Source organism: Mesorhizobium bavaricum, from assembly GCF_056781655.1.
Genome location: NZ_CM165566.1, coordinates 6689534 through 6708679, shown reverse-complemented (window position 1 = coordinate 6708679; position 19146 = coordinate 6689534). Strand labels below are relative to the sequence as shown.

At 63.4% G+C, this 19146-nt stretch carries 14 protein-coding genes; 9 read left to right on the top strand and 5 right to left on the bottom strand.

Annotated elements, in window-relative coordinates; translation table 11 throughout:
- Positions 1–3 precede the first annotated feature (3 nt).
- The 3 genes from AC1RZR_RS32410 to AC1RZR_RS32400 are packed head-to-tail and all read left to right on the top strand — an operon-like array spanning position 4 to position 3322.
- Positions 4–1083 carry a Gfo/Idh/MocA family protein gene (locus AC1RZR_RS32410; protein ID WP_481827173.1) on the top strand — a complete coding sequence of 360 codons (1080 nt, stop codon included), beginning with the start codon at positions 4–6 and terminating at the stop codon, positions 1081–1083.
- On the top strand, positions 1080–1454 hold the full coding sequence (locus AC1RZR_RS32405; protein WP_481827172.1) for a putative quinol monooxygenase: 375 nt from the start codon (positions 1080–1082) through the stop codon (positions 1452–1454). Before AC1RZR_RS32410 ends, AC1RZR_RS32405 begins: the two co-directional genes overlap by 4 nt.
- Entirely contained in the window at positions 1451–3322 is a 1872-nt protein-coding gene (locus tag AC1RZR_RS32400) for a D-apionate lactonase family protein (RefSeq protein WP_481827171.1), read from the top strand. The genes AC1RZR_RS32405 and AC1RZR_RS32400 overlap by 4 nt, the downstream gene beginning before the upstream one ends.
- Positions 3323–3488: 166 nt before the next feature.
- Here the strand turns inward: AC1RZR_RS32400 and AC1RZR_RS32395 are convergent, their stop codons facing one another.
- Positions 3489–4262, bottom strand: coding sequence for an SDR family NAD(P)-dependent oxidoreductase (locus tag AC1RZR_RS32395; RefSeq protein WP_481827170.1), 774 nt, complete (start codon positions 4260–4262; stop codon positions 3489–3491).
- A 278-nt stretch (positions 4263–4540) separates the two neighbouring features.
- Between AC1RZR_RS32395 and metH the strand changes: the two genes are divergently transcribed.
- The 3 genes from metH to AC1RZR_RS32380 all read left to right on the top strand — a co-directional run bounded on the left by metH (position 4541) and on the right by AC1RZR_RS32380 (position 11392).
- The gene (gene metH, locus AC1RZR_RS32390) at positions 4541–8350 is read left to right on the top strand and encodes a methionine synthase (RefSeq protein ID WP_481827169.1); all 3810 of its coding nucleotides are present in this window, start codon (positions 4541–4543) and stop codon (positions 8348–8350) included.
- 178 nt (positions 8351–8528) lie between these two features.
- Entirely contained in the window at positions 8529–9923 is a 1395-nt protein-coding gene (locus tag AC1RZR_RS32385) for a multicopper oxidase family protein (protein WP_481827168.1), read from the top strand.
- 152 nt (positions 9924–10075) lie between these two features.
- Positions 10076–11392, top strand: a complete 1317-nt coding sequence (locus AC1RZR_RS32380; RefSeq protein ID WP_481827167.1) for an NAD(P)H-dependent oxidoreductase — start codon at positions 10076–10078, stop codon at positions 11390–11392.
- Between the two features lie 4 nt (positions 11393–11396).
- Here the strand turns inward: AC1RZR_RS32380 and proC are convergent, their stop codons facing one another.
- The 3 genes from proC to AC1RZR_RS32365 all read right to left on the bottom strand — a co-directional run bounded on the left by proC (position 11397) and on the right by AC1RZR_RS32365 (position 14640).
- The gene (gene proC / locus AC1RZR_RS32375; protein WP_477271443.1) at positions 11397–12212 is read right to left on the bottom strand and encodes a pyrroline-5-carboxylate reductase; all 816 of its coding nucleotides are present in this window, start codon (positions 12210–12212) and stop codon (positions 11397–11399) included.
- Positions 12213–12344: 132 nt separating this feature from the next.
- Positions 12345–13673, bottom strand: coding sequence for an O-antigen ligase family protein (locus tag AC1RZR_RS32370; RefSeq protein WP_481827166.1), 1329 nt, complete (start codon positions 13671–13673; stop codon positions 12345–12347).
- A complete protein-coding gene (locus AC1RZR_RS32365; protein ID WP_477271439.1) occupies positions 13642–14640 on the bottom strand; it encodes a glycosyltransferase family 2 protein in 999 nt (332 codons plus the stop codon). Before AC1RZR_RS32365 ends, AC1RZR_RS32370 begins: the two co-directional genes overlap by 32 nt.
- A 172-nt stretch (positions 14641–14812) precedes the next feature.
- Here AC1RZR_RS32365 and AC1RZR_RS32360 point away from each other — a divergent pair, with 172 nt between their 5' ends.
- From AC1RZR_RS32360 to AC1RZR_RS32350, 3 genes are read left to right on the top strand one after another with little or no spacing between them, the layout of a single operon-like run.
- Positions 14813–15985 carry a glycosyltransferase gene (locus AC1RZR_RS32360; RefSeq protein ID WP_481827165.1) on the top strand — a complete coding sequence of 391 codons (1173 nt, stop codon included), beginning with the start codon at positions 14813–14815 and terminating at the stop codon, positions 15983–15985.
- Positions 15982–16776, top strand: a complete 795-nt coding sequence (locus tag AC1RZR_RS32355) for a WecB/TagA/CpsF family glycosyltransferase (RefSeq protein WP_481827164.1) — start codon at positions 15982–15984, stop codon at positions 16774–16776. Before AC1RZR_RS32360 ends, AC1RZR_RS32355 begins: the two co-directional genes overlap by 4 nt.
- Positions 16773–17696, top strand: coding sequence for a DUF6492 family protein (locus AC1RZR_RS32350; RefSeq protein ID WP_481827163.1), 924 nt, complete (start codon positions 16773–16775; stop codon positions 17694–17696). Before AC1RZR_RS32355 ends, AC1RZR_RS32350 begins: the two co-directional genes overlap by 4 nt.
- 23 nt (positions 17697–17719) lie before the next feature.
- Here AC1RZR_RS32350 and AC1RZR_RS32345 read toward each other — a convergent pair whose 3' ends face one another.
- Entirely contained in the window at positions 17720–19015 is a 1296-nt protein-coding gene (locus AC1RZR_RS32345; protein ID WP_481827162.1) for a lipopolysaccharide biosynthesis protein, read from the bottom strand.
- Positions 19016–19146 lie beyond the last annotated feature (131 nt).

The window sequence follows — 19146 nt, the reverse complement described above, 5'->3', positions numbered from 1 at the left end:
GAAATGGCGTCGGGGGCGATCCGCATTGGAGTGATCGGCTGTGGCTTCTACGCGCAGAACCATCTGCATGCGTGGAAGGATCTTGCGAGCGAAGGCGCAGTGCTTGCCGCCGTCTGCGATGTCGATGCTGGCAAGGCCGAAGCAGCCGGCCGTGCTTTCGACGTTCCGTTTTACACGGACGCCGCCGCTTTGCTTGCGGTCGAGAGGCTTGATGCGGTCGATATCGTCACCCGCCACGACACGCACAGGGCGCTCTGCGAACTGGCGATAGCGAAAGGCGTCGCCACCATCGTGCAAAAACCGTTCGCTCCGACCTGGGAAGACTGCGTTGCCATCGTCGAGGCAGCCGGCAAGGCAGGCGTTTGGCTAGCGGTTCACGAGAACTTTCGCTACCAGACGCCGATGCGGCATGTGCGTCGCGTCATCGACAGCGGCGCCATCGGCACGCCGAGCTGGGCTCGGATAATGTTTCGCACCGGCTTCGATGTCTATCGCACGCAGCCCTATTTCTATGACGAGGAGCGCTTGGCGATCGCCGATGTCGGCATCCACGTGCTCGACCTCGCACGCTTCTTCCTGGGCGAGGTCGAGCGCATCTTTTGTGAAACCCAGCGTCGCAATCCCAAGGTGCGAGCCGAGGACACTGCGACGATGCTCCTGCGCCATCGCAGCGGCGCCGCCAGCGTCGTCGAATGCACATACGAGGCGCGACGCGACCCCGATCCGTTCCCCGAAACGCTGGTCGAGATCGAGGGCGACAGCGGGTCAATCATTGTTCTCCCGGGCTCGCGCATGCGGGTTACCAGCAATGGGACGACGACCGAGGAAGGCATTGGCTCACCGCTGCGCTCGTGGACCAGCGATCGCTGGCACGTCGCGCAAGAGGGCGCGTTCGTTGCCTGCCGCCATTTTCTCGATTGTCTCAAGCGCGGCGTTCCCGCCGAGACGTCGGGAAGCGACAACCTCAGGACTTACGCTCTGGTGGACGCCGCATACTGCGCGGCGGAGAAACACCGGGCGTTCGTTCCGACGCTGTGGGAGGGAAGTCTCAGCGTCGCCTCAAAGGGCCGGAGGGCGCAATGACGACGGGGCGGGAAAAGACGCCAGGAGGACGGGGGAAGGGAAGGGCGGGCGCCGCCTTTGCGATCACCGTGGCATTCGAACTTCTTGAGGGCGCATTTCCGGAATTCCATCGGCTGGTTGCCGAGAACGCGGCGCTCTCCGTCAAACTCGAGGCGGATTGCCTTCGCTTCGACGTGCTGACACCGGCGGACCCGGCAACTGCCACTCATGTCTTCCTCTATGAGATATACACGGATCGCGCTGCCTTCGACCTGCACCTCGCCTCGGAGCATTTCCGTCAGTTCGACCAACGCTCGCGCGACCTTGTCATCAGCAAGACGGTTCTCGCCTATTCGGTCCAAGAGAACGCGAAGATCAGGGAACCGACTTGACCGGCAGCGTCAGCGATTTCGATCTGTTCGGCACGGACCAGCCCGTTGCCGAGCGCCGGATCCTCACCGCGGGACCACTGTCAGCCACCCTCGAAGACGGCAACCTGCGCACTATCTGCTTCGCCGGTGTGGAAGCGGTGCGCGCGATCAACTATCTGGCGCGCGACGCGTCCTGGGGAACCTACAAGGCCGGGCTTTCAAACCTTCTGACCGTGGAAGGCGAGGCTGAGTTCGAGGTCAGCTATGAAGGACTTTGCGTTGGTCCACAGGTGAGCTTTTCTTATCGGATGAAAATTGTCGGCAAAGCCACAGGCATGCTGATCCTTGAGGCGGAAGGCGTTGCCCTCACCGACTTCCCGACCAATCGCACCGGATTCGTCGTCCTGCATCCATCGCAAGCTGCAGGCGCACCGCTGACCATCCGACACAGCGGCGGCGAGATCGAGGAGACGAGATTCCCGGAGACGATCAGCCCGGACCAGCCGGCCTTTGACATATCCGCGCTGACCCACGAGCCGGAGCCTGGAATGATCTGCACCGTCGCCATGGAAGGCGACGCTTTCGAGATGGAGGACCAGCGCAACTGGACCGACGCCTCGTTCAAGACATATGTCCGCCCGCTGTCGAAACCCCGCCCTTATGTTATCGCCAAGGGTTCGAAGGACATCCAGCGGGTCGTTGTCTCCATCGAGGCCAAGTCATCGGCGTCTCGACCCCGAGTCGCCGACAGGGCAACACTGACGCTAGGTGGACCTGCTGGACGGATGCCGTCCATGGCACTGTTTCTTGACCCAGATGATCTGCCCGCAGCCGTGGCCGCAGCATCCCAGCTTGGCCCGGCACAGGCAGTCATTGTCCGCTTTGACAGCGGGCGCGGGCATGGTGAGCACATGCTGCGCAAAGCGGCCGGCTTTTCCGCTTCGATAGGTGCGCGGCTGGCAATCGAGGCGGTCTTTGATACCATCGACCCTGGAGCCGAGGCGAAGTCCGTCGTCAATGCAATCCGTTTGTCCGGTGTCGATCCGAGCGCCATCCTGGTTTCACCAAGGCGCGAATTCAAGACACGGGCGTCAAACATGGTGCCTACAGGCGAGCGGCCGGTCGGCGATGTGGTGGCTGCGCTTAAGGACACGGCTACCGAGGCTGCCATCGGAGCCGGGACGCCTTCCTTCTTCACGGAATTCAATCGCAACCCGCCGGCAGGTGATGCAGATTTCGTCTTCTTCGGCAACGCCGCCATCGTTCATGCGGCCGACGATCTATCGGTAATGGAAACGTTGAGCGTCTATCCGTCCGTCATCGCCACGGCGCGACGGTTAAGTCCACAAAAACCGGTCTGGCTTGGACCATGCACGATCGGCATGCGCCACAATCCCTACGGGCAGAGTGTGGCAGCAAATCCTGCCCGAGCGCGAATACCCGCTGCAAGCGAGGACCCTCGACATGGCGCATTGTTCGGGGCGGCTTTCACGGTCGGTGTCGCGGCACAGGCTGCTGCAGCGGGTGTTGATCGTCTCATAATCGCGTCCCCAACCGGTTCGTTCGGCTTGCTCGGCCCGGCCGGAATTCGTCTTCCCCTCCAGGCGGTCCACGCCGAGCTTGCGACAGCGGCTGGCGCCGAGCGCTACGAGGTTTTGGTCGATCATCCGGGTATTGCCGCCATTGCATATCGTTTCGGTGAATACATCCGCGTCATGGTTGCAAATCTCACACCGGTAGCTGTCAACGTTTCGGTCCCGCCCGGGACCCAGTTGGTTGGCGTCATTGACAAGAATGCGAACCTGACGAAGCCACTTCATAACCAACCAACATTGGAACCATACCGGTCCGTGGTGGTCCAACGCCAACCAACCGGTAAGGCAACGTAGCTGGCTGAACAGGCCTATTCGGCGACGGCTTCTTCGCTCATTCCGCCGGGCATCACAATGTCTCAAAATGATCAGTAAGCCATTGAAACTATTAACATCGTATAGAGTTCAATCCGCTCTCGCAGCACCAGTCCAATCTCCCAGATTTTGAATGGCACGACGCTCGCTACGCCACCGACCACCCGCCATCGACCAGTATGTTCGCCCCCGTGATCATCGACGCCGCCGGCGAGGCCAGGAACACCACGGTTCCTGCAACGTCGATCGGGTCGCCGATGCGGCCGAGCGGGATGTGGCCGAGCACATGGGCGTGAAAGTCGGGCTCTGCGAGGGAGGGCCGCGTGCCGTCGGTCCAGATGAAGGTCGGCGCCACGCTGTTGACGGCGATCTTGTGCTGCGCCCATTCGGCCGCCAGGCAGCGTGTCAGATGGTTGATCGCCGCCTTGCTCATGCAGTAGATCGCCTCGCCCTTCAGCGTCACCGTGCCGGCCTGCGAGCTGATGTTGATGATGCGCCCGGATTTCTGGGCGATCATCAATCGCCCGACCGCCTGGGTGGTGAAGAACGTGCCCTTGAGATTGACGTTCACCGTCAGGTCGAAATCTTCCTCGGTGACGTTTTCGGCCAGGTTTTCCGGCCCGAGCCCGACATTGTTGACCAGCACGTCGATGCGGCCGAAGGCGGCGCGCGCCTCGGCGACAGCGGCCCGCACCGTTGCGAGATCGGTCAAATCCATCTGCACGGCCAACGCCCGCCGGCCCATGCGTTCCATCTCGGCGACAAGCTCCGCCCCGTCGGCCTTGCCGCGCACGCCAACGATCATGTCGGCGCCGGAGCCGGCACAGGCCAGCGCGCAAGCCCGGCCAATGCCGCGCGAGGCGCCGGTGACCAGCACCACCTTGCCGGCCAGATCGAATTTCGGCGTGAATTCCGTTGTCATCGCTATCTCCCCTGAAACGCTCAATCTCAGTGTTTGAGCATGATCTTTTCCGAAAACCGCATTCCACTTTTCGGGATCATGCTCCAGGCCGAAACCATCGCGGATGGTGACGGGCCTCTTTGCCGAACACTATCCGGTCGCCGCCTGAAAGCCAGCCGGCATCTGGGCTCACGAGTTGACTGTCAGCCAGACACGTGACACGGTCGATCGTTTGGCGTATATTGACATAAAGATATCCTTATGTGACATGAATAGGCTTGTCGCCAAAGGGATAAAAAATGTCGCAGAATTCTGCATCGCTGGACGCATTGTTCGGCCCCGTCGCGGCAAAGCCCGACGGTTCGGAAGTGCTTGCGGCGCTGACCGCGGCGGCGCGCGAGCGCATTCTCATCCTCGACGGCGCCATGGGCACGCAGATCCAGGGCCTCGGTTTCGACGAGGGCCAGTTTCGCGGCGAGGCCTTTGCCGGCTGCGCCTGCCACCAGCAAGGCAACAACGACCTTTTGATCCTGACCCAGCCCGGGGCGATCGAGGAGATCCACTATCAGTACGCCATGGCAGGCGCGGATATCCTCGAGACCAACACCTTCTCCTCGACCTCGATCGCCCAGGCCGATTACGGCATGGAGGATGCCGTCTATGCGCTGAACCGCGACGGCGCGCGGCTGGTACGGCGCGCCGCAGTGAGGGCGCAGCAACAGGACGGTAAACGCCGTTTCGTCGCCGGCGCACTTGGGCCGACCAACCGCACCGCGTCGATGTCGCCCGACGTCAACAATCCCGGTTACCGCGCCGTGACCTTCGACGATCTGCGCCTCGCCTATGGCGAGCAGTTGCGCGGATTGATCGATGGCGGCGCCGACATCATCCTGATCGAGACCATCTTCGACACGCTGAACGCCAAGGCGGCGATCTTCGCCTGCAACGAGATCTTCATCGAGAAAGGCGTGCACCTGCCGGTGATGATCTCCGGCACCATCACCGATCTGTCCGGCCGCACGCTGTCGGGCCAGACGCCGACCGCCTTCTGGCACTCGGTGCGCCATGCCAGCCCGTTCACCATCGGCCTCAATTGCGCGCTCGGCGCCAAGGCCATGCGCGCGCATCTGGACGAGATTTCAAGCGTCGCCAACACTTTCACCTGCGCCTATCCGAATGCCGGCCTGCCCAATGAATTCGGCCAGTATGACGAGAGCCCGGAGTTCATGGCCGCGCAGATCGAGGATTTCGCCCGCGAAGGGCTGGTCAATGTCGTCGGCGGCTGCTGCGGCTCGACGCCGGATCACATTCGGGCGATTGCCGAGGCGGTGCGGAAATATCCGCCGCGCGCCATTCCGGACATCGAGCCGAAGATGCGCCTGTCCGGGCTGGAGCCGTTCACGCTGACCGACGAGATCCCCTTCGTCAATGTCGGCGAGCGCACCAATGTCACGGGATCGGCCAAGTTCCGAAAACTGATCACGGCGGGCGACTATGTCTCAGCGCTCGACGTTGCGCGTGATCAGGTCGCCAACGGCGCCCAGATCATCGACATCAACATGGATGAGGGGCTGATCGATTCGAAGAAGGCGATGGTCGAGTATCTCAACCTGATCGCCGCCGAGCCGGACATCGCCCGCGTCCCGGTGATGGTCGACAGCTCGAAATGGGAGATCATCGAGGCCGGCCTGAAATGCGTGCAGGGCAAGCCGCTGGTCAACTCCATTTCGATGAAGGAGGGCGAGGAGGCGTTCCTGCATCATGCGAGGCTGGTGCGCGCCTATGGCGCGGCCGTGGTCGTCATGGCCTTCGACGAGGACGGCCAGGCCGACACCAAGGCGCGCAAGGTCGAGATCTGTACCCGCGCCTACAAGCTCCTGACCGAGCAAGCCGGCTTTCCGCCGGAAGACATCGTCTTCGACCCCAACGTCTTCGCCATCGCCACCGGGATCGAGGAGCACGACAATTACGGCGTCGACTTCATCGAGGCGACGGGTGAGATCACCGCGACACTGCCGCATGTCCATATCTCAGGCGGCGTGTCGAACCTGTCCTTCTCGTTCCGTGGCAACGAGCCGGTGCGCGAGGCCATGCATGCCGTGTTCCTCTACCACGCCATCCAGCGCGGTATGGACATGGGCATCGTCAATGCCGGCCAGCTTGCGGTCTACGACACGATCGAGCCGGAATTGCGCGAGGCCTGCGAGGATGTCGTGCTCAACCGCGTGCCCAAGGCCGGCGGTACCGCCACCGAACGCATGCTGGAGATTGCCGAACGCTTCAGGGGCACGGCCGGCCAGGAGGCCAGGGAGCGCGATCTCGCCTGGCGCGAATTGCCGGTCGAACAGCGGATCAGCCACGCGCTGGTCAACGGCATCACCGAATTCATCGACGCCGATACGGAGGAAGCCCGGCTGGCGGCTGAGCGCCCGCTGCATGTCATCGAAGGCCCGCTGATGGCCGGCATGAATGTCGTCGGCGACCTGTTCGGCGCGGGAAAGATGTTCCTGCCGCAAGTGGTGAAGTCGGCCCGCGTGATGAAGCAGGCGGTGGCGGGATTGCTGCCGCACATGGAGGCCGAGAAGGTGGCGAACGCCGCCAACGGCATCGACAATGGCGAACGCCAGACGGCCGGCAAGATCCTGATGGCGACGGTGAAGGGCGATGTCCACGACATCGGCAAGAACATCGTCGGCGTCGTGCTCGCCTGCAACAATTACGAGATCATCGATCTCGGCGTCATGGTGCCGGCGGCCAAGATTCTGCAGACGGCGCGCGAACGGAAGGTTGACATCATCGGCCTGTCCGGCCTGATCACGCCGTCGCTCGACGAGATGGCGCACATGGCCGCCGAGATGGAGCGCGAAGGCTTCGACATTCCGCTGTTGATCGGCGGCGCGACGACCAGCCGCGTACACACGGCGGTAAAGATCCATCCGCGCTACACCAGGGGCCAGACCGTCTATGTTAACGACGCCAGCCGGGCGGTCGGCGTTGTGTCCTCCCTGCTGTCGAACGAGACCAGGGACGGCTATGTCGACGCCGTGCGGGTCGAGTACAAGAAGGTCGCCGACGCGCATGCCCGCTCCGAAGCCGACAAGCAGCGGCTGCCGCTGGCCAGGGCGAGGGCCAACGCGCACCGGATCGACTGGTCTGCTTATCAACCGCCGAGGCCGTCTTTCAGCGGCGTCAAGGTCTTCGAAAACTGGGACCTTGCGGAACTCGCGCGCTACATCGACTGGACGCCATTCTTCCAGACCTGGGAGTTGAAGGGGCGTTATCCAAAAGTCCTCGAAGACGAGGCGCAGGGACCAGCGGCGCGCCAACTGTTCGAGGATGCGCAGGCGATGCTGAAGAAAATCATCGCCGAGAAATGGTTCGCGCCACGCGGCGTCATCGGCTTCTGGCCGGCCAATGCCGTCGGTGACGATATCAGGCTGTTTACGGACGAGGCGCGATCGCAGGAATTGGCGACGTTCTTCACCTTGCGCCAGCAACTGACCAAGCGCGACGGCAAGGCCAATGTCGCGCTGTCGGATTTCGTGGCCCCGTCGGACGGCGGCAGGCCCGATTATATCGGCGGCTTCATCGTCACCGCCGGCATCGAGGAGGTGGCGATCGCCGAGCGCTTCGAGCGGGCGAACGACGATTATTCGTCGATCATGGTCAAGGCGCTGGCCGACCGTTTCGCCGAGGCTTTTGCCGAGCGCATGCATGAGAAGGTGCGCAAGGAATTCTGGGGCTACGCGCCCGACGAAGCGCTGGCGCCAGACGAACTGATCGGCGAACCCTATCGTGGCATCCGCCCGGCGCCCGGCTATCCCGCCCAGCCCGACCATACCGAGAAGGCGACACTGTTCCGGCTGCTCGACGGCGAGGGCAATGCGGGGGTCAGCCTGACGGAAAGCTATGCGATGTGGCCGGGCTCGTCGGTGTCCGGTATCTATTTGTCGCATCCCGAAAGCTATTATTTTGGCGTCGCCAAGGTCGAGCGCGACCAGGTCGAGGATTATGCGCGCCGCAAGGCGATGCCATTGGCCGAGGTCGAGCGCTGGCTCGGACCGATTCTCAATTATGTTCCCGTGCCCCATGCCGAGGCGGCTGAATAGCGGCAGCAAGCCCTGTCGTCTTTTCGTTCTGACAGTGCCGCTTGAACGGGACTGAGGCGCAGGTGTTTTGACCGTGGTTCACACCATGCCATCAACAGAATTTGCGCGGTTTGCCGACTTGTGATCCATGGCCTGACGGGTACACCTTCGGGCAGTCGTCTTTCCAGTTGGAGCGCCAATGACCGTACTCACCCGCCGCAGGCTTTTGAAAACGGCAGCGATCGCCGGCGCCAGCGGGGTTGGGCTGTCAGCCCTGGGCAGGTTCGGCGGCTGGGCCGCCGCCAAGTCAGAGCCTGTGGTGCTGCAGACGGCCAAGATCGAGGCGAAGCTGATGGATGTCGGCCGGACCAGGGATGTGCTGACCTATGGTGATGCCGGAATGCCGCCGGTGCTCAGAATGAGAAAAGGCGAGCCCTTCGCCGCGCGTCTCATCAACGCCATCGACGATCCGACAACGATCCACTGGCACGGCATTCGCGTGCCGAACAAGATGGACGGCGTGCCGTTTCTGGTCCAGCCCTACGTCTATACCGGCGATCATTTCGATTACGCCTTCACGCCGCCCGACGCCGGCACCTTCTGGTACCACCCGCATTGCAACACGCTGGAGCAGATGGGCCACGGCATGACAGGCGTGATCGTGGTCGAAAACCCCGGCGATCCGAAATTCGATGCCGAAATGGTCATCAATCTGCGCGACTGGCGCCTCGGCGACGACGGCCAGTTCATCAGCCTGTTTCGGCCACGCGATGCCGCAAGAACCGGCACATACGGCACCGTGCGCACCGCCAACTGGCTCGATCAGCCGCAATATGACGCGCCGGCCGGCGGGCTGGTGCGGTTGCGCATCGCCATTACCGACGTCACGCGAATCTATGCCTTTCGCGTCGACGGCGCCGAAGCGATCGTCATGGCGCTGGACGGTAATCCGGTGCCGCAGCGTTTTTCACCCGATGCCCTGCTGCTTGGACCCGGCCAGCGCATGGAACTCGCCATCCGCATGCCCGACGACGAAGGTACGATTGTCAGCCTGCGGGACGTCAGGGGCACCAAGCCCAAAATCCTGGCGACCCTGCGCGCGACTGGAAGCTCGCTCAAGCGGGACATGCGTGATGTTGCACCCCTCGAGGCCAATCCGGTGGCGGAGGTGGATCTGACCAGCGCCCAGCACATTTCCCTGTCGCTCAGCGCCACGGCGGAAAGCATCCCGAGCGATGGCATCTGCGGTTCGCTTGGCTACAGTTTCTGGGCAATCAACAAGGTGCCGTGGCCAGGCGACACGCCCGATCCGACAGCGCCACTGGCCGAACTGAAACTCGGCAGAAGCTATGTCATCGACATGGAAAACCTGACGCCGCAATCCCATCCGATGCATCTGCACGGCATGAGCTTCAAGGTGTTGTCGTCATCGACGCGCCAGGTTCAGCCTCTGATTTCGGACACCTATTTCATCCAGCCCAACGAAAAAGTGAGCCTGGGCTTCGTCGCCGACAATCCAGGCGACTGGCTGCTGCACTGCCACATCATCGAGCACCAGAAATCGGGAATGACGAGCTATGTCAGGGTAGTCTGAAGCCGCGTCGATCGACGTGTCTTCCTCTGTTCCCCATCGTCATGCCAGCTTTGACCGACGAGAAATTGCCGCCGGCTTGCGGTTTCGTTGGCAAAAGGGGGTGCTTCCCTGCTATTGCCGCCTCCAATTCGGAAATCATGGGACAACCCTGCATGACCAATGTTGCCCTGACCGGGCTTGCCCGCGATCTTGCCAGCCGTGCCGCCGAAGGTCGCCCGGTGCGCATCGGCGTCATCGGCTCGGGCGAGATGGGCACCGATCTGGTCACGCAAGGCATGCTGATGCCGGGCATTTCGGTTTGCGCCATCTCGACACGCCGCCCGCACACCGCACGCGAGGCAATCCGCATCGCCTATGGCGATGAAGCCATGGCGGTCGAAGCCGATACCGCCTCGAAAGTCACCCGCGCCATCGAGGGCGGCAAGATCGCCATCACCTCCAACGAGATGCTGGTGAGCAACCCGCTGATCGACGTCGTCATCGACGCCACCGGCAAGCCTGGTGTCGCCGCCGATTTCGACCTGATGGCGATGGAGCACGGCAAGCATCTGGTGATGATGAACGTCGAGGCCGACGTCACCATCGGCTGCTACCTCAAGCAGCAGGCGGACCGGCTTGGCGTCGTTTATTCGGTCGGCGCAGGTGACGAGCCGTCAAGCTGCATGGAACTGATCGAGTTTGCGTCGGCGCTCGGGCTAACCATCGTCTCGGCCGGCAAGGGCAAGAACAACCCGCTCAACCACGAAGCCGTGCCCGACGACTATCGCGCGGAAGCGATCCGCCGCAACATGAACCCGCGCATGCTGGTCGAGTTCGTCGACGGTTCGAAAACCATGGTCGAGATGTGCGCCATCGCCAACGCCACCGGGCTGGTGCCCGACGTGCCCGGCATGCACGGCCCCAAGGCCGACCGCGACGACCTCGTCAAAGTGCTTATTCCGCGCGAGGATGGTGGGCTCTTGTTGAAGAAAGGCGTCGTCGACTACACGGTCGGCAAGGGCGTCGCCCCCGGTGTCTTCGTCATCGTCGAGGCGACGCACCCGCGCATTATCGAGCGCATGGACGATCTGCATATCGGCCACGGCCCCTATTACAGCCTGTTCCGGCCCTATCATCTGACCTCGCTGGAAGTGCCGCTGACCGCCGCCCGCATCGTGCTTTTCGGCAAGGCCGACATGGTGCCGCTGCCGCGGCCAGTGGCCGAGGTGTGCGCCGTTGCCAAGCGCGATCTCGCCGCCGGCGAGACCTTCGATGCGATCGGCGAGACCTGCTACCGCTCCTGGACCATGACCGTCGGCGAAGCCCGCGCCCAGGGCGCGGTGCCGGTCGGCCTGCTCGAGGGCGGCAAGGTGTTGAAACCGGTCCGGAAAGGCGAACTGCTGACCGCCGCCAATGCCGCGCCCGACCAGACGACAAGGCTGTTCGCCTTGCGCCGGCTTCAGGACGAGATGCTGTACGGGACGAACTGAGGACTTACTTCCCCAGTTCGATCGACCGCAGCCGCGCCGCCTCCACCGCCTGGGTAAGCAGATTGGTCAGCCGGTCTTCGCCCATCAGCACGCCAAGGGCCGCTGCCGTCGTGCCGTTGGGGCTGGTCACCTGCTGGCGCAGCACGCCCGGCTCCTCGCCGCTTTCGGCGGCGAGCGAGGCAGCACCGTAGACAGTCTGCATGGCGAGCAGCTTGGCGGTCGCCGTCGGCAAGCCGGCTTTCTCGGCTGCCACGGTCAGTGCTTCGATGAAATGGAAGATGTAGGCCGGCCCCGAACCGGACACGGCGGTCACCGCATCCATCAGGCCTTCGTCATCGATGGTTGCCACTTCACCGCTCGCCGACAAAAGGTCGGCGACGAAACGCTTGGTCTCATCCGAGACCAGCTTGTTGGAAAACACCACCATCATGCCCTTGCCGATGGCAGCCGGCGTGTTGGGCATGCAGCGTACGACCGGTGCGCGACTGCCCAGGATCGCCTCGAAGGTGGCGGCCGGTGTCCCGGCTGCGATGCTGACGAAGGTGGTACGGCCGTCGCCGAAGCGCTTGTAAGCGGCTGTCACATCACGGATCACCTGCGGCTTTACCGCGATGACGACGAGATCCGGCACGGCGTCGGCCGGAATATCGCTGGCATCCGCAGCCGTGCCGCAGCCCAGCGCCGCGGCTCGATTGCGCAGGTCGGCATTGGGCTCAACCACGAAAACCGCCGATGGGTGAAGCTTGCCGGATTTCAGCCAGCCCGAGAGCATGGCGTAACCCATATTGCCGCAGCCGGCGAGAACAAGCCTGATCGTCATGGAACCCTCCGCAGGAAGGCCTTCACATAGACGCTCGCGGTTCAGTGGGGAAGCCCCGTCAGGACGGACCGGAAGATCGCGACCGCGATTGGGATCGCACACCGCGATCGGGATCACGCACTGTGATCGGGATCACGCATCATGATCGGGATCGCGCACCGCCATCGGCCGCAGCGATACTTGCCTCAGGCCGAGCACGCCGAGCACGAAGAACAGCCAGACCGGGTCGCCGCGATGGAAGAAGAAGCTTTCGAGGAAGGCGTTCAGCGCGGTGAACAGCACCACCATCATGAAAAAGTCGCCGAGGTAGATGTTTTCCTTGCGCAGCGGGATGCGCATGTAGTCGCGCAACGGCGCGACGAGGAAGGTGTAGACCGCTACGCAAAGTGCCGGAATGCCCATCAGCACGGCGATGTCGAGATAGCCGTCATGGCCGTGCACGATGGTTCTGATGTCCCAGGGCCGGTCGAACGGCTGGTCCTGGTTGAGCAGCAGCGGCGTTCCCCAGAAGCTTTCATAGCCGTAGCCGGTCCATGGCTTCTTCGCCAGCATGCTGCCGGCGAACTCCCACAGCGTCGTGCGCCCGGTATAGGTCATGTCGGGAAAGTAGATCGCCGCCAGATGTTTCACCGGCGGCAGGAAGACGATGCCCAGCGTACCGACTGCCGTGGCGATGATTGCCAGCGCAAACAGGATCGGCGTGCCGAGCCGCATGCCCATCAGGCTCGGCAGCACGACGATCAGGATCGAGAACGGCACCAGGCCGGCCGTCGTCTTGGAGCCGGTGTGCAGCATGAAGATCATCGCCGCGCAGAATATCCCCGCTCCCCAAAGCCGCTGCCCGCGCCGGTAGAGGTAGAGGCCAGCGAAGCTGAAACAGGCCATGATTGGCCCGGCGATGTTTTTGTGGGTGAACACGCCGCGCCACAGGCCGGCATGTTCGGGCTCCTGTGAGTTTGCGGTGTGCATCGCCTCGTGCGGAAAGACGATGAGGCCGAAATAGGAAAGGCCCATGACCACGACGGCGGTGAAGATGATGACCCTTGAGAAGGCTTCGGCGTCGCGCGGCAAGACCAGGATCGTCGCCATCGTCAAAATGCCGATCAGCGTGAAAGAGGCGGCGCGCATCGCCGAGGGCGGGTCGGTTGCCATCACCACCGACAGGAAAAAGAAGCCCAGCATCAGGACCCAGGACGGGCTAAGCAGCGAGCGCACGATGCGCGGATCGGCGAAAGCCATCAGTGAGAAGATCGACATGGCGCCGAGCGAGCTGAAGCCAAGCTGGTTGACGATGTCGCCGCCTGCGCCGGTCAGTTCGGCGCCGGCCGGCTGGAACGGGCGAAAGGAGACCATGATGATGGTGAAAAGCAGTGCCGCGATCGCGGTCGCCACGCCTTCGCGCGTGAACGCGGCGCTGAGCGGCGCGCGCTCAGTTTTTCTCAGGCTGGCGGTACTGCTCATTGGCATATCCGAATTCGGCAAGCACGCGGCCCAGCGCCACATGGACGGGGTAGATGGCGATCGCCGGCGATCCTGTCCGCGCCAGCCGGATCATGCCGCGAAACGGTGAGGCGGCAAGCAGCGCCAGGCTCTTCAGCAACACCATGGCGCCGGCCAGCGGCGTGCCGGCGCGCTTCTTCTTTTCGACAAGTGTCGAGATCACGCCGTTGCGCAGGCTGCGGGCACGGATCCAGTCGGCCTCGACGCGCCGGGCTGGGACGGTCTCATGCACTTGTCCCTCGGCGCACCAGCCAAGCACAAAGCCCCTCTGCGCGGACCGGCTGAGAAAGTCGGAATCACCGCCGCCCATGAAATTGAATTTCAGATCGAGAAAGGGCGGCCCCATGGCGATAAGGACGTTGCGTCCGACCAGAAGATTGCCGGACGAATAGAGCGCCGGCACGCGCCCGGTCTCCCGGTAGGGCGGCGCGAACACCGGATGTTCGGCCCACCTCGCATGGGCCGGGTCGGCAAAGTCAGGCACCTGGGGGCCGCCGACGATATCGGCGCCGAGCGTTTCGGCTGCCCCGCACATCCGTTCCAGCCACTGCGGATCGGCGATCTCGTCATCATCGATGACCAGCAGATGCCTGAAATTCGGGAATTGCAGGATGGCCGTCTGCCAGCCGGCGTTGTAGGCGCTGCAATTGCCACGCTCATGCGCGATGATGACTATGCCGGACATCTCGCCGCGCTCGAACAGCGGCAGCGCCGCCTTGGCGCCGGCACGCGCCTCGGCTTCATTCTCCATGACGATGACGGCAAAGCACCTGGCGGTTTGCTGGGCGCGCAGCGACGCCAGCGTTTCCAGCACCTGCTCGGGCCGCTTGAAGGTCGGCAAGGTGACGACCGCTTCGACAGCCTCTGCCGCAAGCCGGGGCGAGCGTCCCGCGATCGATACCGAACTGTCCGATGGCAAAGGGATCATCCGTGTCCAGCCACATGGTGAGTTGGGCTCTGGTAGCACCACGGTGATAAGGTTTCGTTAATCACCTTGCACGGAGAAGCCGGCCAGGCACGGGTTTTCGCTCGTTGACTGTGCTCGCTTAATCAAGGGTTCACCGCACTTTGCTACCGGCTACACCCACAGGATAGGTGAGATGCATCTGCTGTTTGCCACATCGATCGTGCCCGACGGCGCTCTCGCCTCGGGCTATGAGATCGCCAACGCTGCAATCATCGCTGCCTTGCGGCGTGCCGGCGCGCGCGTCACCGTCATCGGCTTCACCTGGCCGGGAAAACCCGCGGCCGATCCCGAAAACACGGTGGTGCTGGGCGCGATCGATGTGCGCACGGACAATGCCTCTGCGCGGCAAAAGCTGGCCTGGGTCGGCAAGGCGCTGCCATCGCGCCTCACCTTCGCGTCGGTCAAGTTGCGCGCCGTCTCCGACAGCGATGTTCTCGCTGCTGTCAAAAGCGTCGGTCCGGTCGACGGCTATGTGATGAATTCCGTGCAGTTCGCCGGCGCCTTCGAAAAGCTGTTCACTGAGCGGCCTTCGATCTTCGTCGCCCACAATGTCGAGCATCTTTCGGCGCAGGAGAACGCGGGTGCCGCCGGCAGCCTCTTCCAGCGCCTGTTGTTCCGCCGCGAGGCACGGTTGCTCAGGACCATGGAGGAGCGTCTCTGCCGTCGGGCACGCTTCGTCTTCACCCTGGCAGAGGAGGACCGCTGGGCACTCGGTGTCGCCTCCAACGACCGCTCGGCGGTGCTGCCATTGGTGACCGGCGCCCAGGCGTCCGAACCCAAAGGCCAGCGCCGCATCGACTGCGACGCGGCGCTGGTCGGCACCTGGACCTGGCAGCCGAACCGCATCGGCCTCGACTGGTTCCTGGGCAAGGTGGTGCCGCATCTGCGGCCCGGTTTCCGCATCCGCATCGCCGGCAGCATGCCTTCGGGCATCACCTCCAAGCATCCGGGCGTCGAATTTGTCGGCCGTGTGCCCGATGCCCAGGCCTTTGTGCGCAGTGCAGCCGTCATCCCGCTGATCAGCACCGCCGGCAGCGGCGTCCAGTTGAAGACCATCGAAACCTTCGAGCTCGGTCTGCCGTCCGTCGCCACCACCCGCTCGCTGCGCGGCATCGACCATCGCCCGGCCAATTGCATCGTCACCGACGATCCCGCCGCCTTCGCCAGCGCCCTTGAGGCATCGGCGGCCGACATTCGGGATGTTGACGGCAGCGCATTCCGTCGTTCGCAGCTCAAGGCGCTCGATGCCGCCATCCGGCTCGGCCTCGAAAAACTCGGACCGGTCAGGCAGGAGGCGTTTGCATGAACATGCACTCCACCCGCGCCGCGTCGGGGCGCGACACCTTGAGAACGATCCTCGGCATCCCGGTGCTCGCGATCCGTTGGGACGAGGCGATGGCCCTGCTGACGCGGTTGACCAGAGAGCGCCGTTTTACCAAGGTCACTTTCCTCAACGCCCACAATGCCAACATGGCCTGCACGGATCCGCTCTTCGCCGAGGCGCTGGATGACTTTCTCATCCTACCTGATGGCATCGGTGTCGATCTCGCGGCGAAAGTTCTCTACGGCTCGCCTTTTCCGGACAATCTCAATGGTACCGATTTCGTGCCTGCCTTCCTGCAGGCCTCGACCCTGCCGCTGACCGTGGCTCTGCTCGGGGCCACGCGCGTCAATGCCGAAGCGGCGTCGAAGAAACTGGCGGCGATTGCCGTCCAACATAGGTTCGTAGTCATCCACGACGGCTTTTTCTCCGCCGCGCAGGAGCCGGAGATCGTCGAACGGATTGCAACCCTGCGGCCGGACGTGCTGCTCGTCGCCATGGGCGTGCCGCGCCAGGAATTGTGGATCGCGCGCCACATCGACGCGCGCCACTGCACGCTGCCGATCGCCGTTGGTGCATTGCTCGATTTCCTGAGCGGCGCGGTGCCGCGGGCACCCTTGTGGATGCGCCAGCTGCGCCTGGAATGGTTGTTTCGATTGGCTGTCGAACCGGGCCGCCTGTGGCGCCGCTACGTCGTCGGCAATCCACTGTTCCTGCTGCGCGTCGTCAGGCAGAGATTCTCGCGCGCATCCGAAGCTGCCGGAGACATCCATTGAACAGCCGGTTCGTTCCGGGTGCCGCTGTCGAGGCAAGCCCGCTTCGGCAGATACCGACGGCGGCAATAGTGACGGCAAGCTATGCGCCCGATTTCGAACGCTGCCGCCTGCTGTGCGAAACGCTCGACCGCCACGTCTCAGGCGCGGCGCACCACTACATCCTGGTCGAACATCGCGATATCAACCTTTTCCGTCAGTTGGAAACCGGCCATCGTAGCGTCGTCGACGAGCGGGAATTGCTGCCGCGCTGGCTGCATGCCTTCGATGATCCGCTCAGCCTGTTTCGCCGGCGCGTCTGGCTCAGCCGGAAGACCCAGCCGCTGCGCGGCTGGCACGTACAGCAGCTGCGCCGTATCGCGATTGCCGCGCATGCCCGGGAAGACGTGCTGATCTTCTGCGATTCCGACGTCGCCTTCGTCAAACCATTCGACTGCCGCGCCTTCTGGCGCGACGGCAAGGCGCGGCTGTTCCGCCGCGATGGGGTGCTTGCAGACGAAGGTCATGACGAGCATCGCATCTGGTCGCGCAACGCGGGTGCGGCACTCGGCATCGATCCGTCCCGGACATCGATCCATGACTATATCTCGACGCTGATCGCGTGGCGGCGAGACACCGTGCGGGCCATGTGCGACGAAATCGAGAAAGTCCATGCACGCGGCTGGGTCGAGGTCGTCGGCTCGGCGCGCAAATTCTCCGAGTGCATGATCTACGGCCGCTACGTCGACGATCTGCTGGAGGGCGCCGGCCATTTCCACGGTTCGGAGGAGTTCTGTCGCGTCCACTGGACCGGCGAAGCGCTGTCGGACGACGAGTTTCGCCGCTTCATTGGCGCCATGGCGCCGGAGCAGGTGGCGATCGGCATGCAGTCGTTCATCGGCACCGATATCGGCCGCATCCGCCGCCTGATCGGGCTTGGCTAAGCATAGTCCCAAAAGTGGGAGCTCTAAACTGGCTTCGCCGGCTTGCGCATCGCCGAATAGGTGAGCAGCGTCGAGGCGAGATACAGAAGCAGGAAGACGACGTTGAGCGACAGCACCAGGTTCGGCGTGTCGAGGATGGTCGTCAGCACATAGGTCAGCAACACCGCCTTCAGCCCGGCGAGCAGCCCGAGATTGAGCGCCCGCACCAGCGTCTGGCCACGTGCGAACAGCAGCTCGGCCTGGTATTCGACCAGATTGCGCAGTCCCGGAACGCAGATCGCCAGCGCCACCAGCGGGGCGGCCTCGGCGACGTTCTTGCCGAGCGCGTTGGGGAAGAAATGCAGCACGATGCCAAGCGTCAGCAGCGCAAGCGTCGAGACCACGAACACGCCGCCCTCGATGCCGCTCTTGACCGCCAGCCGTGACAGCAGTTCGGGGGCCCGCATCATGCGCTGCACCAGCATCATCGAGAAGGTGCGGATCGGAATGGCCGTCAGGTCGACCAGCCGCATGATGATGGCGTAGATACCGGCCAGATGCGGCCCGCCGATCGCCAGCACGAGTAGCTTGTCGAACTCCATCTGCAGGTAGAACAGCACCTCGGCGCCGGCCACGTAGATGGAGTCGGCCAGCCGCCGCAGATAAAGCTCGATGCGCAGCCGCAACCGCTGGCGCGGGTAGAAAAAGCCGAATGCAATCAGCAGCGAGGCGGCATTGGCGCCGATATAGAACCACGACCATATCCAGACGCTATGTTGCGCCCAGAACATGAACAGCGCCGCCCCAAGCGCCCGCAGCGCCGTCGCCATGATGGCAAGCAGGGCTGCGCGGCCGAACTTGCCCAGACCGTTGTTGACGATCAGCGCCACCTCCACAGGCCGCCACAACAGCGCCTCGGCAAAGACGATTGCCGCAAACACCGACAGCGGCACGGTGTCGGCGAAGAAGATCAGGTAGACGCCGAACGAGGCCGCGGCCAGCAGGGGCAGCGACAGCACGCCGAGCAGCAGGAAGCCGGCGGTGAAGGTGCCGATCAGATTGGGGCGGATGGTGGCCGTGCGATAGAGCGCCGAGATGAAACCGAAGGCGAGGATGCGCGACAGCATGACGCCGGCCGCCGATGCGGTGGCGAACATGCCGAACTCGGAAATGGACAGCGTGTTGGCCAGCGCGATGAAATAGGCGAGTGAAAACACCAGTCGTCCGCCGGCGCCGCTGATCGCCGAGAAATAGTCGCGCAGCAGCCCCCGTCGTTCGGCCAAAAAAGTGCCGATCCGGGCGAAGGGCCGCCTTTGCGATATGTCACTGGCTTGCGTCATGTCTTTTGGGAAGGTTAGGTCGGAAAACTTAACGTGCCGTTCTGAGGCTTGAGGTGGGTCGAAAAATAGCTGCCAGCAGAGAGGGAAACCGCGGCTTCGGCGTGCGAAAATTAACCTTTTGTTTTCCATGC

Excerpts from the sequence above, each read along its gene's own strand:
- AC1RZR_RS32410 (WP_481827173.1), top strand. The coding sequence starts at position 4 with ATGGCGTCGGGGGCGATCCGCATTGGAGTGATCGGCTGTGGCTTCTAC.
- AC1RZR_RS32360 (WP_481827165.1), top strand. The coding sequence starts at position 14,813 with ATGCATCTGCTGTTTGCCACATCGATCGTGCCCGACGGCGCTCTCGCC.
- AC1RZR_RS32345 (WP_481827162.1), bottom strand. The coding sequence starts at position 19,015 with ATGACGCAAGCCAGTGACATATCGCAAAGGCGGCCCTTCGCCCGGATC.
- AC1RZR_RS32395 (WP_481827170.1), bottom strand. The coding sequence starts at position 4,262 with ATGACAACGGAATTCACGCCGAAATTCGATCTGGCCGGCAAGGTGGTG.
- AC1RZR_RS32405 (WP_481827172.1), top strand. The coding sequence starts at position 1,080 with ATGACGACGGGGCGGGAAAAGACGCCAGGAGGACGGGGGAAGGGAAGG.
- AC1RZR_RS32385 (WP_481827168.1), top strand. The coding sequence starts at position 8,529 with ATGACCGTACTCACCCGCCGCAGGCTTTTGAAAACGGCAGCGATCGCC.
- AC1RZR_RS32355 (WP_481827164.1), top strand. The coding sequence starts at position 15,982 with ATGAACATGCACTCCACCCGCGCCGCGTCGGGGCGCGACACCTTGAGA.
- proC (WP_477271443.1), bottom strand. The coding sequence starts at position 12,212 with ATGACGATCAGGCTTGTTCTCGCCGGCTGCGGCAATATGGGTTACGCC.
- metH (WP_481827169.1), top strand. The coding sequence starts at position 4,541 with ATGTCGCAGAATTCTGCATCGCTGGACGCATTGTTCGGCCCCGTCGCG.
- AC1RZR_RS32380 (WP_481827167.1), top strand. The coding sequence starts at position 10,076 with ATGACCAATGTTGCCCTGACCGGGCTTGCCCGCGATCTTGCCAGCCGT.
- AC1RZR_RS32370 (WP_481827166.1), bottom strand. The coding sequence starts at position 13,673 with ATGAGCAGTACCGCCAGCCTGAGAAAAACTGAGCGCGCGCCGCTCAGC.
- AC1RZR_RS32365 (WP_477271439.1), bottom strand. The coding sequence starts at position 14,640 with ATGATCCCTTTGCCATCGGACAGTTCGGTATCGATCGCGGGACGCTCG.